The sequence below is a fragment of the Longispora fulva genome (assembly GCF_015751905.1).
Taxonomy (GTDB): Bacteria; Actinomycetota; Actinomycetes; order Mycobacteriales; family Micromonosporaceae; genus Longispora; species Longispora fulva.
Genome location: NZ_JADOUF010000001.1, coordinates 7,676,280 through 7,689,890 on the forward strand (window position 1 = coordinate 7,676,280; position 13,611 = coordinate 7,689,890).

Genomic DNA, 13,611 nt, shown 5'->3' on the forward strand with positions numbered 1-13,611 from the left:
CATGCGCGCGACGCTTCTCGGGCTGACCGCCCTCGGGACGGTCCTCGCCCTGACCGGGGCAGCGGCCCCGGCCCCGGCCCTCGCCCCGGCCCCCGACTCGGCCTCGGCCTCGGTGCCCGCCGAGGTCCCGGCCTCCGTCTCCGGCCGTACCGTCGTCGGCCGGGGTCGCACCCTGACCGTCGCCGGCAGCGCCGAGCGCGTCCGGCTCGGCGCGGACGGCACCTACCAGGTCAGCCGTGACCACGGCCGCACATGGAGCCGGACCCGGCCCCAGGCCCGGCTGATCCGGCTGCGCAACCGCGCGTTCGACCCGAAGGCCGGGGGCGCGTCCCTCGGCCGGCTCGCCGACGGCGGGGCCTACCTCGTGCAGCTCGCCGGTGCGCCGCTGGACAGCCAGCGCGCGGAGCTGACCCGGCTCGGCGTGCGGCTCGGCGCGTTCGTGCCCGACTTCGCGTACGTGGCCCGGATGGACCCGGCGACCCGGGCGAGGGTCGAGGCGCTGCCGTACGTGCGCTGGGTCGGCGGCTACGAGGCGGCCGACAAGTACGACCAGGACCCGCCGGCCGGCCGGTACGCGGTCACCACCGTCGAGCGGAGCACCGCGGACCAGGCCGATGTCGCCCGCCGGATCCGTGCCCTCGGGGGGACCGTGGCCGTGGTGTCCGCCAGTGGCCGGCTGGTCGAGGCGGACCTGACCCCGGCCCAGGTCGTGGAGCTGGCCCACCTCGGGGCGGTGCTCGCGCTCGACCCGGCCGGCGAGCCCGGTACCGACATGGACAAGGCCCGCGAGGACGGCGGCGCGAACGCCGTCGAGCGGGCCGGCGGGTACGCCGGGCAGGGCGTGCGCGGCGAGGTGATGGACGGCGGGCTGCGGGCCACCCACCAGGAGTTCGCGGCGCGGCCCCCGCTCGTGCACGGCGCGGGCGGTGGCGACCCCAGCCACGGCACGTCCACCTACGGCCAGATCTTCGCCTCCGGGGTCACCCCGCAGGCCCGGGGGATGCTGCCGCAGGGCCAGGGCGTGATCGCCCTCTACAACTCCGTCGACGACCGGTACGCGCACACCGCCGAGCTCGTCGACCCGGCCGGCCCCTACCGCGCCGTGTTCCAGAGCAACAGCTGGGGCGCCACCCAGACCACCCGCTACACCGCCCTCTCCGCGGCGCTGGACGGCGCGGTGTTCGACCACGACCTGCTCGTCTGCCAGTCGCAGAGCAACGCTGGCAACCGCAGCTCCCGGCCGGAGGCCTGGGCGAAGAACGTGGTGAGCGTCGGCGGCCAGTACCACTTCGACACCCTCGACCGGTCCGACGACCGGTGGGACGGCGGCGCGAGCGTCGGTCCCGCCTCCGACGGCCGGATCAAGCCGGACCTGTCCCACTACTTCGACGCGGTCTACACGACCTCGTCGGCGTCGGACACCTCCTACACGCCGCACTTCGGCGGTACGTCGGCCGCGACCCCGATCACCTGCGGCTACTTCGGCCTGCTCTTCCAGATGTGGGCCGACGGGGTGTTCGCCGGAGCCCCGGGCCGCAACCGGGACGTGTTCGACGCCCGCCCGCACGCAGCCACGGCCAAGGCGCTCATGATCAACCAGGCCAACTCCTACGCCTTCACCGGCGAGAACGCCGACCTGACCCGGGTGCACCAGGGCTGGGGCTCGGCGAGCGTCGGCAACCTCTACGAGCAGGCCCGCGCCGGCGGCTGGCGGCTGCCGGTCCTGGTCGACGAGACGGACCTGTTGACGGTCGGGCAGCGCCGGGCCTATCCGGTCACGGTGGACGGCAGTCAGCCGTTGCGGGCCACGATGGCGTACACCGATCCGGAGGGCTCGCCGTCGGCGTACCTGGCCCGGGTCAACGACCTGTCGCTACGGGTCACCGCCCCCGACGGCACGGTGTACTGGGGCAACAACGGGCTGCGGGCCGGCAACTGGTCCACGCCCGGCGGGGTGTCCGACTCCGTGGACACCGTCGAGAACGTCCTGGTCCAGAGCCCGGCACCGGGCACCTGGCTGGTGGAGGTGGTGGCGGACGAGGTCAACGTCGACGGCCACCGGGAGACGCCGGAGACCGACGCGGACTACGCGTTGGTGGTGACGACGCACCTGAGCCCGTCTCCGACCCCGACCCCGTCCGCGCCGCCCACGATGAGCCCGAGCCCGGATCCGACCACGCCCCCGAGCCCGCCGGAGACCCCGGCGGACCGGAGGTCCTAGTCCCCGGCGGAGAAGACCCGCCCGAACACGTCCGCCGCCGCCGGCGACAACCCCGACCGGGCCCCGGTGTCCCCGGAGATCCCCAGATCCCGGGCCGCCTCCAGGTGCATCTCCGCACGCTCCAGATCCACCGGCAGCCCCGCGCCCCGCAGGTAGTCGACCCCCAGCGCGAAGTGCTCGCCGCCCACCACGTCCTCGTGGTCGCGCAGCGGCCCTTCCAGCAGGTCGTCGATCAGCCCGTCGGCGGCCACGTGCCCGAAGTCGCGCGCGACCTGCAGCCAGCGGTAGGCGAGCGGGTCCGAGAGCTTGGCCAGCTCCCCGAGATCGCCCCGGCGGGCCAGCTCCACAAAGTCGGTCATGATCGCGACGCTAGCGGGCGGATTGTTGTTCGGACAAGGGTTTCACAGCACGAGACTCAGCACACCGGCCATGGTGAACCCGACCAGCGAAAGGATCGTCTCGAGCACCGTCCACGTGCGCAGGGTGTCCTTGACGGACATGTTGAAGTACCGCGACACGATCCAGAAGCCGCCGTCGTTGACGTGCGAGGCGATGATCGAACCGGCGGCGATCGCGCAGGCCACCAGGGCGATCCGGGGCTGGCTGAGCCCGTCGGCGGCCACCAGCGGGGCGACGATGCCGCCGGTGGTCACGATCGCGACGGTCGCCGAGCCCTGGGCGACCCGCAGGCCGCAGCTGATCAGGTAGGCCAGCACCAGGGTCGGCAGGCCGGCCGACTTGAGGGTGCCGGCGAGCGCGGCGCCCACCCCGGTCGCGGAGATCACCTTGCCGAAGAACGCGCCGGCCCCGACCACGAGCAGGATCATGCCGATGGGCTTGAGGGAGGCGCCGGTGAGGGCGGCGAGCTGCGTACCCGTCATGCCGCGCCGCAGCCCGAGCAGCCAGAACGCGAGCAGCACGGCGATGGTCAGCGCGATCGACGGGTTGCCGAGGAACGTCAGGTACGGCGTGACGGCGGCGCGAGGGGCCCACACGGTGCTGAAGGTCGCCCCGAGGATGAGCAGCAGAGGGGTGCCGATGATGGCCCCCACCAGCCCCAGTGACACCGGCCGGTGGTCGCTCTCCTCGACGACGAAGTCGGCCGGCACCTCGATCCGCACCCGCTTGCCGATCCACATCGGCCACAGGATCCCGGCGACCGCGAACGCCGGCAGCCCGCACGCCAGCCCCATCACGATGATCCAGCCCATGTCGACCCCGAGCAGCCCGGCGATCGCGACCGGCCCCGGGTGCGGCGGCAGGAACGCGTGCGTCATGGACAGGCCGGCGAGCAGCGGGAGGGCGTAGAGGACCAGGGAACGGCCGCCCCGGCGGGCGGCCACGTAGACCAGCGGCGCGAGGACGAAGATCCCGATGTCGAAGAACACCGGGATGCCGAAGATCAGGCCTGCGAGGCCCATGGCGACGGGCGCGCCCCGTTCCCCGAACGTCGACAGCAGCCGCCGGGTGAGCGCCTCCGCCCCGCCGGACGCCTCCAGGATCGCGCCGAGCACGGTGCCCAGCCCGATGATGACGGCGATGTGGCCGAGGATGCCGCCGAACCCGGTCTCCAGGATCGAGTCGCCGGACTTCAGGGCCGTGCCGACCAGTCTGCCCACCGGCAGTCCGGCGGCGAGCCCGAGGACCAGGCCGGAGATGAGCAGCGCGATGAACGGTTCGAGCTTCACCCGGATGATGAGGACGAGCAGGACGGCGATGGCCAGCCCGCAGAGCACGAGAAGACCGCCGGTCTCCTTCTGCAGCCAGTGGATCAAGGGGTACCTCCGAGGGGTGGGGGTCTGTCAGGCGGTGGAACTCTCCGTGCCCCGGTCGCCCCGGCGCAGGGCCCGGCCCGGCAGCGCCCCGGTCGGCCGGCCGTCGGCGAGCACGGCGACGCCGTTGACGTACACGTGCGCGATGCCCTTCGCCGCTCTTCTCGGCTCCTCGAAGGTGGCGGTGTCACTGATTCGCGCGGGGTCGAAGACGACGAGGTCCGCGTGGTACCCGACGTGGACCTGCCCCCGGTGCACCAGCCGCAGCCGGCGCGCCGGCCGACCGGTCATGTGCGCCACGCACTCCTCCAGGGACAGCACGCCCAGCTCGCGCACGTAGTGCCCGAGGTAGCGGGGGAACGTGCCCCAGGCGCGCGGGTGCGGCCGGTCCCCGACGAGCAGCCCGTCGGAGCCGACGGTGTGCGCCGGGTGCCGCATGATCGCCCGGACGTTCTCCTCGTGCCCGACGTGCTGCAGGATCGTGGTGCCCAGCCCGTCGCGGACCAGCAGGTCGAGGAAGGCGTCGGTGTCCGGCACCCGGGTGCCGACCAGGTGGGCGAGGTCCGGGTCGCGGACCCCGGCGATCTGGATCGTTTCCCAGTCGGTGACGACGCCGTGGCAGCCGTCGGAGCCCTCGACCTCCATCGCGTACCGGATCCGCTCGCGCACCCCCGGGTCGGTCAGCCGCTCCAGCGTCGCCGCCGGCCCGCCCTCCGCCGCCCAGCTCGGCAGCAGTGCCGCGAGGGTGGTCGAGCCGGGCAGATAGGGGTAGGAGTCGAGGCTGATGTCGACGCCGGCCCGGTCGATCAGGTCCAGCAGCTCGGCGGCCCGGCCTCGGTTCACGCCGAAGTTCATCGTGGCGTGCGCGAGGTGCAGGGCGCAGCCCGACTGCCGGGAGATCTCGATCATCTCGGCGTAGCCCTCCAGGGCGCCCTTGCCGTACGAGCGTTGGTGGGGCGCGTGGAACCCGTGGTAGGAGGCGACCACCTGGCAGAGGGCGACGAGTTCGGCGGTGTCGGCGTACATGCCCGGCACGTACGTCAGGCCGCTGGACATGCCGACCGCGCCCTCCTCCAGGCCCCGGGAGAGGATGGCGCGCATCCGGTCCAGCTCGGCCGTCGTCGGTGGCCGGTTCTCCCAGCCGGTGACCATGGCCCGCACCGAGCCGTGCGGCACCAGGTAGCAGGCGTTGACCGCGATGCCCTCGTCGAGCCGGTCCAGGTACTCCCCGACGCTCCGCCACGACCAGTCGAAGCCCTCGGGGTCGCCGTTCCAGCCGGCGATCTGCTGGCGGAGCAGCGGGAGGGTGGTGTCGTCGACCGGGGCGTAGGACAGCCCGTCCTGGCCCAGCACCTCGCAGGTCACGCCCTGGCTGATCTTCGCGACGTGGCTGGGTTCGAGGAGCAGACGCAGGTCGGAGTGTGCGTGCATGTCGATGAACCCGGGCGCCAGCACCAGGCCGGACGCGTCGATCCCGTCGCCGCCGATGTCGCCGATCTGGGTGATCAGGCCGCTGGTGACCCGCACGTCGGCCCGGTACCCGGGCGCACCTGTGCCGTCGATGACCGTGGCGTCGCGGAAGACGACCATCAGAAGAACGTCCGGACCAGGTCGACGACCGTGCCGTCGGCGTCGAGCACCGGGATCAGGGTCCACTTGTCGAACATCGTGCACGGGTGCGACAGGCCGAGCCGGACCACGTCGCCCACCATGAGGTCCGTGCCGGCCGGCAGTCGGAGGAACGCGTGCTGGTCGTTGAGCGCCGACACGTGCGCGCCGGGCAGGTCCAGAGGGACCGGCAGCCCCTCGTCGTACGGCAGGTCCCGCTTGCCGCCGTCCAGCAGCGCCAGGCCCGGCTCGGGCCGCGACACCACCCGGGCCCAGCCCCGCACCGCCGGTCGGAACCCGTCGCCGCCCCACCGGGTGAGCGGCGAGACCCCCTTGAGGAACACGTCGTCGTGCCCGATGTACGCCCCGGCGCGCAGGATCACCGTCACGCCCAGCGAGGTCATCGGCCCGAGCAGGTCGCCGACCTGGTCGAAGTACGCGCTGCCGCCGGCCGTCACCACCTGCGCGTCGACCGCGAGCGCGAACCGGCCGATCCGCTTGAGGTAGGCGTCGACGGCGGCCAGGCCCTCGGCGGAGGCGTCGTGGGCGAGCGCGCCCTCGTAGCCGGCGACCCCGACGAGGCGCAGGGCGGGGCTGCGCCGGACGGCCTGGGCGACGGCGACGGCCTCCTCGTCGTCCCGGCACCCGGTCCGGCCGCCGGGCGCGCCGAGTTCGACGCAGACGTCCACCTTGCGACTGGCGCCCGTCAGGCCCTCGGTCATCAGGGCCACGGTGCGCACCGAGTCCACCCACGACACGAACTCGAATTCCGGGTCCGCGTCGAGCTCCGCGCCCAGCCAGCGCAGCGCCACCGGGTCCACCAGGGCGTTGGCCAGCATGATCCGCCGGACCCCGAACGCCCGGCCGACCCGCAACTGGGCCGCGTTGGCGAGGGTGATGCCCCACGCGCCGGCGTCGAGCTGCCGCTTCCACAGCGCCGGGGCCATCGTGGTCTTGCCGTGCGGGGCGTGCGCCAGGCCGGCCCGGGCGCACCAGCCGGCCATGGTGGACACGTTGTGGTCGAGCGCGTCGGCGTCGATGGTCAGCAGCGGGGTGCCGAGGGCTGTGCGGTGCGGCTTCGTCGCCGCGTACTCCCCGACGGTGCTGCCCCACGCGTCGGCGGGGACGGCCTTGAACCGCCAGTCGAGCCGCTCGTCGCGCAGCCTGTCCACCGCTGACCCGTCGATCACGGCCACCACCTCCGTCAGTCCGGCATTCACACCTGCACTCCACAGCGCCGTACGCTTCTGACCTGCTACGTTGCGTATAATGCAACGTTCGTTGCGGATAACGCTAGAGTCGTTGTAGCATCACCCTGACCAGGTGGGCAAGACAAAGGGGTCCGATGAACAAGCTGGCCGTCTGTCTGGGCGAGTCGATGGCGGTTCTGGTTCCGGAGAGTCCCGGCCCCCTGGACGAGGTCGAGACGTTCCGGCGTGGCATCGGCGGCGCCGAGTCCAACGTCGCCCGGGGCCTGGCGGCGCTCGGCACCCGGACGGCCTGGCTCAGCCGGGTCGGCGACGACGGATTCGGCCGGCACCTGGTCGGGGCGCTGCGCGCCGACGGCGTGGACGTCTCCGGCGTCGAGACCGACCCCGACCGCCCCACCGGGCTCTACGTCAAGGAGATCGGCGCGGGCCCACCGCACGACCTGCCCGTCGGCCGCAGCCGCCTGCACTACTACCGGGCCGGCTCGGCGGCGTCGGCCATGGGCCCGGAGTTCGTCGACCGGCCGGCCGTGGCCGCCCTGCTCGCCGAGGCCGACATGCTGCACCTGTCGGGCATCACGGCGGCGCTCTCCGACAGTTGCCTGGCGTTGGTGCACCATCTCATGATCGGCCGTCGGGCCGGTCAGGTGGTGAGTTTTGACCTGAACTGGCGGCCGGCCCTCTGGCGGGACTACGACCCGGCCGTCCTCCGCCCGCTGCTCGACGCCGCGGACGTCGTGCTCCTCGGCGCGGACGAGGCCCTGGCGGCGTTCGGTGTGAACACCCCGGACAAGCTGCGCGAGCTGCTGCCCTCGCCGCGGTCCCTCGTGATCAAGGACGGGGCGCTGCGGGCCACGACGGTCGACCGGCAGGGCGGCTGCGTGACCGAGCCGGCCCTTGCGGTGGACGTGGTCGACGCGGTGGGCGCCGGCGACGCGTTCGCCGCCGGCTACCTGACCGGCGTGCTTCGCGATCTGGACGAGCCGCGCCGGCTGCGCCTCGGCCACCTGACGGCCGCCGCGACCCTGGTCGTGACGGGCGACCACGGCCAGCCGCTGGGCCTCGACGCCCTCCTCGACGCGACCCCCGAGGAGTGGGCGGCCACCCGGATCAGCCCGACGAAGGCCCCGACGCGGGCCGCGGCCCCCGGCCGGCTTCCGGGCCCTGCCGGCCCCGCGCCCGACGGCCCCACGCCCGATCCGGCCGCGCCCGCCGCGGCACGCCCCGACCATCGCCAGGACGAGGCATGAGCCAGAGCCTCTCCCGGGCGCTCAAACTCCTCGTCGAGCTGGGCCGCCAACCCTGCTCCCTCGACGACGCCGCCCGGGTCCTCGACGTGCACAAGACCACGGCCCTGCGCCTCCTGCGCACCCTGGAGGAGGAACGCTTCGTCCACCGCGACCCGTCCTTCCGCTACCACCTGGGCTCCCAGTTCTTCGCCCTGGCCACCACGGCCCTCGACCAGCGCCAGGTCCGCGGCGCGGCGGGCCGGCACCTCACGGCCCTGAGCGCGGCCACCGGCCAGACGGTGCACCTCGCCGGCTACGAGGACGGCCACGTCATCTACTGGGACAAGCGCGACTCCGCCCACACGGTCCGGATGTACTCGCGGATCGGCCTCCCCGCCAGCCCGCACACGGCCGCGGTCGCGAAGGTGCTGCTCGCGGGCCTGGACGAGCCGGAGCGCCGCCGGGTCGTGGAGGGCATCACCTTCACGCGGCACACCCCCCGCACCCTGACCGGCCCGGCCGAGCTGCTGGCCGAGCTGCGCACCGTCGCCGAGCAGGGCTACGCCGTCGACCACGGCGAGCACGAGGCCTTCATGAACTGTGTGGCCGCCCCGGTCCGGGGCGCCGGCGGCCGGGTGACCGCCGCCGTCTCGATCTCGGTGCCGGACTTCGTACTCGACTACGACGGGGTCCTCGCACTGGTGCCGGACCTGCTCGGGACCGCCCGGGCGATTTCGATCGACTGTGGATGGAGCGCACCATGACCGCGAAGACCGCCGTGCTGACCGACGGGGCCCCGGCCCCCGCGTGGGTGTTCTCCCAGGGCATCCGCAAGGGCCCGATCCTGCAGGTCTCCGGCCAGGGCCCCCAGGATCCGGCGACGGGGGAGTATCTGCACCCCGGCGACGTGCGGGCCCAGACCCTGCGCACCCTGGAGAACGTCCGGGCCGTGGTCGAGGCCGGCGGCGCGACCATGGAGGACGTCGTCTCGCTGCGGGTCTACCTCACGACCAGGGCGCACTTCGCGGCCATGAACGAGGTCTACGGCGCGTTCATCCGGGAGCACGTGCCCAGCGGGGTGCTGCCGTGCCGCACCACGATCTTCGTCGAGCTGCCCCACGAGGCGATGCTGGTCGAGATCGACGCGATGGCGGTCCTCTAGATCACACCCCTCAGACGGTTACGCCACGTCTCTGGGCCCCCACGCGTCGGCACCTCGATGGAGAGCTCCCCGGGAGGCAGCCCTGCCCGCGCGGCCGTCCCGGTGTCGGAGCTCAGAGGTCGTCGACGAACCGGGCCACCTGGGCGGCGAGCGGATCGGCCGCGCGTACCCAGGTGAAGTGGTCGACCCGTTCCGGCGCGCGGTAGTGCGTGCGGGTCACCCGGGCCCCGGACAGCTTCCCGACCAGGTGCTCCAGCGTCGACGAGGGCGTGAAATGGTCCCCGGCGACGCTGACGGCGAGTACCGGCAGGTCCACGGTCGCCAGCGCGGCCTCGGCGTCCACCCCGGCCAGCCGGGGGAACCTCCCGTGCCGCGACGTGTACGCCCAGTCCCGGATCACGCCGCGCGACTGCCGGCCGGCGAAGCCCCACCCTGGCCAGTATCCGATCAGGCTGGCCCCGGCGTAGATCGTGTGGCTGAACGCGAGGACGCCGAGCCGGCGCTGTTTGTAGACCCGGTAGTACGGCAGGCCGGTGGCGAGCAGCAGGAGGCCGTCCACGCCGGCCGTGCCGACCCGGGACAGGTGCAGGGACGCCAGTTGGCCGCCGAGGGAGTGGCCGGCGAGCAGGACCTTGCGCCCGGCCAGTCGCCCGGCCACCGCGTCGAAGACGAGCTGGACGTCGCCGACGAGCTCGGCGAGGCCGTGCCTGCTGCCCCGCACGGGACGGGGCCGGCTGCTGCCGGTGCCGCGCAGGTCCGGGATGACCACGCTCAGGCCCTGCCGGGCGAGTGCCGCTGCCCAGGGTCGGTAGTAGCCGGCGGGCACGCCCATCGCCGGCAGGAACACGACGACGGGGCCGTCGGGGGACGCGTCGGGGTAGAGGTGCACCCCGAGGCGCTGCCCGTCATGGTCGAGATGGATCTGCTCGAACGTCACCGGGCCATCCTACTCGCCAGTAGGTAACGGAGCGAGGCCCGCGCTGTCGAAGCGCCGCCGCTGAAGACCCAGAAACGCGGCGTAACCCTAAAAAGGTTCAAAGGGTTTTGATCTAAGGCGAAGTGGCCCGCTGAGGGCGAATCTGGCAAGCGGCGGGAGAAGTCGCTAGGGCGGGCCCTGCGACTTGTCCCGCCGCGCAGTCCAGATTCGCCCTCAGCGGGTCCTCACTACTCCAACCCGATGGAGAAGGTCTCTTCCAGGTCGTGCTTCGAGTAGGCGCGGAACGCGATGTGCGTCTCCGTCTTGATCACGCCCGGAACCTTGGAGATGCTGCCGGCGATGACCTCGGCGATCTGGTCGAACTCGCGGACCCGGACCATGGCGATCAGGTCGACATGTCCGGCGACGGAGTAGACCTCGCTGACGCCGGGGAGGTTGGCGCAGGTGTCGGCCACCTCCGGGATCGAGTCGGCGGCGCAGTCGATGAGGACGATGGCGGTGATCACCGTGAACTCCCGGGGTCGGTAGGTGCGTTCATGCTAACCGGCGCGCCCGATGGCCGGGCGGCCAGCCAGGGCGTTGGCGGTCGCGTAGTCCGCCGGGGTGCCGCAGTCGACGTAGGTCCCGGCGAACTCGCGGATCTCCAGCGTTCCGGCGGCCTCCGCCGGCCGCCACGCGGTGAGCACGAGGTGCGACATCACCGGCTCCAGATTCCCGGCGACCCGCCACGGCAGCAGCGACGCCCCGGCGAACACGTGGCGACCGAACCTGTACGGCTCGTCCCCGGCCGGCACGCCCAACATCCGGACGGTCTCCCCGCCCCACCCGTCGAACAGCACCGACAGGTCCCCGCCGTGCAGGTAGGCGTCTCCGTTGAGCACCAGCACCGCCCGCCCGTCGATCCAGCCGCGCAGGTTGCCGACCGACCCGGAACTGCCCAGCAGCTCCTTCTCGACCTCCACGTGCGCCCGGTCGCCCACGTGCGCGACGATCTGGTCGGCGAGGTGGAAGGCGTTCACGGCGGTGTCGAGGCCCCCGACCAGCGCGAACGCCCGGTCCAGTAGCGGTACCCCGCCGACGGGTAGCAGGGGCTTGGGTGTGGTCAGGGTCGCCGGCCGCATCCGGGTGCCCTCCCCGGCGGCGAGGATCAGCGCACAGATCTCGGTCGTCACGGGGCGTCCGGGGCCAGGGTGCCGGCGAGCGGGCCGTAGCCGTACCGGCCGATCAGGCCGGCGGTCGACCGGGTGAGCGGCGGCAGCGCGTCCACGTCGAACCACCGGCCCTCGATCACCTCGGCCGGGTCGACGTTCAGCGGCAGGTCCGTGGCCACCCGGGTGGTGAACACCATGTCCACCCAGCCGCCCTTGTAGTGCACGACGGCGTTCGGGTCCATCGGCTCCAACTGCTCCGGCCGCACGTCCAGCCCGGTCTCCTCGCGCACCTCGCGGGCCGCGCCCACGATCGGCCGCTCCCGCCGGTCGAGCAGGCCGGCCGGCAGCGACCAGGCCCGGCCGGGGGGCTGGCGGAGCAGCAGCATCCGGGTGCCGTCGGGGCTGAGCACGATCGTCACGGCCCCGATGATGTACGTCGGCGAGAACACCCGCACGAGCCGGTGCCGGGCGCGCAACGGCAGCCGGTAGAACATCCGGTAGGCGAACTGGCGCACACTCACGCCGCCGCCAGGGTCAGGGGGGTGTCGGTCATCCGGCCAGCGTAGCCGCGTCCGGTCGGTCCACCGCGCGGATCAGCTTCTGGACGAGGTCGGCGGCGCCCTGCTTGCGTTCCGCGACGGCGATCAGCAGCGCGTCGAGGTCCGGGTAGCCGAGGGAACGGGCCAGCTCCCGCAGGGGGTGGTCGCTGGCCAGGGCCCGGTTGTGCTGGCGCAGGGCGAGGCCGATCGCCGACCGGCCGAGCCGGAGCTTGTTGCCGAGCGAGACGGGGGCTGCGGTCTGGGCGATGTCCTCGCCGTAGCCGTGCTCGGCGAGCCACTGGGTCACCTGGATCCGCGCGTGCGGGCTGCGGATGAACTCCAGCCAGTCGGCGGACGGCCGGACCGGCTCGTCGCCGATCGTCGCGTGGATGATCTCCACCCGGTCCCCGTCGGACAGCGGCGCGGACAACGGCGACAACCGCCCGTTGATGTACGCGCCGATCATCCGGTCGCCGTCCCCGAGCGTGTACGCCAGGTCCACCGGCGTCGCCTCCGCCGGCAGCGCCACCTGCGCCCCGCCCGTGGTGAACACCTGGATCTGGTCCTCGGAGAGGTCGCAGTGCAGGGCGTTGAGGAAGTCGGCCGCGTCCACGGCGTCGCGCTGCCAGTCGAGGAGCCGGTGCAGCCACTGCAACTGTTCGGGGTTGCTGCGCTCGGGATTGGCCGTGCCGTCGGAGATCCGGAACTGGGCCACGATGCCGTACTCGGCCGTCTCGTGCATGTCGCGCGTGCGGATCAGCAGCTCCACGGGCTGGTCGCCCGGGCCGAGGACCGTGGTGTGCAGCGACTGATAGAGGTTGAACTTCGGACTGGCGATGAAATCCTTGAAGCGGCCCGGGAGGGGCCGCCACAGTCCGTGCACCGCGCCGAGGGCGGCGTAACAGTCGGTGTCCGGGCCGCTGACGATGATGGCGAGCCGGGGCGGGTCGTAGATCTGGCCGCGTTTCACCTTGTCACTGTGGATGGACCAGTGGTGCCGCTGCCGCTCGGCGATGTCGGCGTGCACCTTGACGGTGCGCAATTCGGCCAGGATCGTGCCGGCGACGGAGTTCAGATAGGGGGTGCGGTCCGGCTGGGCCCGGAAGTACTGGTCCACCTGGGCCCAACCGGACGGATCGAGATGGAAGAAGACGATGTCCTCCAGCTCGCGTTTGATCCGTTGGATGCCGAGCCGGTCGGCGAGCGGGATCAGCACCTCGCTGGTGGCCCTGGCGATCCGGGTCTTGGAGGCCGAGCCCCGGGCGCCGAGGGTGCGCATGTTGTGCACCCGGTCGGCCAACTTGATGATCAGGACCCGGATGTCGCGGCCCGCCGACAACATCATCTTCCGGTACGTCTCGGCTTCCGCCGCCGCCCCGTAGAAGGCCTTGTCAAACTTCGTGACCCCGTCGACCAGGTAGGACACCTCGGTGCCGAAGTCGGCGTTGAGCGCCTCGAGGGTGTAGTTCGTGTCCTCGACCGTGTCGTGCAGGAGCGCCGCGGCAAGCGTGATCGTGTCCATGCCGAGGTCGGCGAGCAGTTGGGCGACCGCGAGCGGATGGGTGATGTACTCCTCGCCGCTCTTGCGCATCTGGCCCTTGTGCGCGCGCTCGGCCACCTCATATGCCCTGCGGATGACAGCCGGATCAGCCCGCGGGTGCAGCTTCCGATGGGACTGGACCACGGGGTCGACCGGCGAGACCGGTTCGTGATTGCTGTTGCCCCAGGGCAGAACCGAACGGAGCCACTGTGCGGGTAGATGCGGCATGCTGGCGTCAAGCGCC

General features: G+C 72.7%; 13 protein-coding genes. 4 read left to right on the forward strand and 9 right to left on the reverse strand.

The window, feature by feature from the left end; genetic code table 11:
- Position 1 precedes the first annotated feature (1 nt).
- On the forward strand, positions 2-2,221 hold the full coding sequence (locus tag IW245_RS35525) for a DUF8729 domain-containing protein (protein ID WP_231399044.1): 2,220 nt from the start codon (positions 2-4) through the stop codon (positions 2,219-2,221).
- Here the strand turns inward: IW245_RS35525 and IW245_RS35530 are convergent.
- The 4 genes from IW245_RS35530 to IW245_RS35545 are packed head-to-tail and all read right to left on the reverse strand — an operon-like array spanning position 2,218 to position 6,821.
- A complete protein-coding gene (locus IW245_RS35530) occupies positions 2,218-2,580 on the reverse strand; it encodes a hypothetical protein (protein WP_197007473.1) in 363 nt (120 codons plus the stop codon). The two genes, IW245_RS35525 and IW245_RS35530, sit on opposite strands and share 4 nt — an antisense overlap.
- 42 nt (positions 2,581-2,622) lie before the next feature.
- On the reverse strand, positions 2,623-3,996 hold the full coding sequence (locus IW245_RS35535; protein ID WP_197007474.1) for a GntP family permease: 1,374 nt from the start codon (positions 3,994-3,996) through the stop codon (positions 2,623-2,625).
- Positions 3,997-4,023: 27 nt separating this feature from the next.
- Positions 4,024-5,583: an N-acyl-D-amino-acid deacylase family protein gene (locus IW245_RS35540; protein ID WP_197007475.1), complete on the reverse strand. Its 1,560-nt coding sequence runs from the start codon at positions 5,581-5,583 to the stop codon at positions 4,024-4,026.
- Entirely contained in the window at positions 5,583-6,821 is a 1,239-nt protein-coding gene (locus IW245_RS35545) for an amino acid deaminase (RefSeq protein WP_233473067.1), read from the reverse strand. The genes IW245_RS35540 and IW245_RS35545 overlap by 1 nt, the downstream gene beginning before the upstream one ends.
- A 125-nt stretch (positions 6,822-6,946) precedes the next feature.
- Here IW245_RS35545 and IW245_RS35550 point away from each other — a divergent pair, with 125 nt between their 5' ends.
- The 3 genes from IW245_RS35550 to IW245_RS35560 are packed head-to-tail and all read left to right on the forward strand — an operon-like array spanning position 6,947 to position 9,200.
- Positions 6,947-8,059: a sugar kinase gene (locus IW245_RS35550; RefSeq protein ID WP_197007476.1), complete on the forward strand. Its 1,113-nt coding sequence runs from the start codon at positions 6,947-6,949 to the stop codon at positions 8,057-8,059.
- Entirely contained in the window at positions 8,056-8,802 is a 747-nt protein-coding gene (locus IW245_RS35555; RefSeq protein WP_197007477.1) for an IclR family transcriptional regulator, read from the forward strand. Before IW245_RS35550 ends, IW245_RS35555 begins: the two co-directional genes overlap by 4 nt.
- A complete protein-coding gene (locus IW245_RS35560) occupies positions 8,799-9,200 on the forward strand; it encodes a RidA family protein (RefSeq protein WP_197007478.1) in 402 nt (133 codons plus the stop codon). Before IW245_RS35555 ends, IW245_RS35560 begins: the two co-directional genes overlap by 4 nt.
- A 112-nt stretch (positions 9,201-9,312) precedes the next feature.
- Here IW245_RS35560 and IW245_RS35565 read toward each other — a convergent pair whose 3' ends face one another.
- The 5 genes from IW245_RS35565 to IW245_RS35585 form a co-directional block, all read right to left on the reverse strand.
- Positions 9,313-10,137, reverse strand: coding sequence for an alpha/beta hydrolase family protein (locus IW245_RS35565; protein WP_197007479.1), 825 nt, complete (start codon positions 10,135-10,137; stop codon positions 9,313-9,315).
- A gap of 227 nt (positions 10,138-10,364) precedes the next feature.
- A complete protein-coding gene (locus IW245_RS35570; protein WP_197007480.1) occupies positions 10,365-10,643 on the reverse strand; it encodes an Lrp/AsnC family transcriptional regulator in 279 nt (92 codons plus the stop codon).
- A 33-nt stretch (positions 10,644-10,676) separates the two neighbouring features.
- Positions 10,677-11,309 (reverse strand): nucleotidyltransferase family protein, encoded by a 633-nt coding sequence (locus IW245_RS35575; protein WP_233473066.1) that lies wholly within the window; start codon positions 11,307-11,309, stop codon positions 10,677-10,679.
- Positions 11,306-11,782, reverse strand: a complete 477-nt coding sequence (locus IW245_RS35580) for an NUDIX hydrolase (RefSeq protein ID WP_197008853.1) — start codon at positions 11,780-11,782, stop codon at positions 11,306-11,308. The genes IW245_RS35575 and IW245_RS35580 overlap by 4 nt, the downstream gene beginning before the upstream one ends.
- 55 nt (positions 11,783-11,837) lie before the next feature.
- Positions 11,838-13,595 (reverse strand): RelA/SpoT family protein, encoded by a 1,758-nt coding sequence (locus IW245_RS35585; RefSeq protein WP_197008854.1) that lies wholly within the window; start codon positions 13,593-13,595, stop codon positions 11,838-11,840.
- Positions 13,596-13,611: the final 16 nt, after the last annotated feature.